The following is a 319-nucleotide window of genomic DNA, read 5'->3' as shown; positions in this document are numbered from 1 at the left end:
GTCGAAGTCGACCAGCAGGCCCTTGTTCAGGCCCAGGCCGATGGCCTGCTTGGCAACGTTGATGAAGCAGTTGCCGCCAACATAGCCCTCGGTGTTCTGGTCATAGCCCAGAGCGCCCAGCAGCATCTTCATGAAAGCGAAATTGGTCAGGGGAGCGGCGGGACGATAGGTGCCGTCGGTGTAGCCGGCGGTGATGCCCTGCTGCACGCAGTAGGCAATGTAACCGGCATACTGGTTGTCAGCAGCCACGTCCTTGAAAGGAGCGGTGTCAGCACGCAGAGCGGAAGCGGTGGTGGGGCCCAGGATCATGTTGCAGATG

At 60.8% G+C, this 319-nt stretch carries 1 protein-coding gene; it reads right to left on the bottom strand.

Annotation, left to right across the window (positions count from 1 at the left end; genetic code table 11):
* Window positions 1-319: S-layer homology domain-containing protein (locus JQM66_RS12500; protein WP_235230189.1), on the bottom strand; the 319-nt coding region annotated here is incomplete at both ends.

It is taken from the genome of Oscillibacter valericigenes (assembly GCF_021531915.1).
In the GTDB taxonomy this organism is placed as follows: domain Bacteria; phylum Bacillota; class Clostridia; order Oscillospirales; family Oscillospiraceae; genus Oscillibacter; species Oscillibacter valericigenes_A.
Note: the sequence above shows the minus strand (reverse complement) of the source record. Positions and strands in the feature narration are given on the sequence as shown.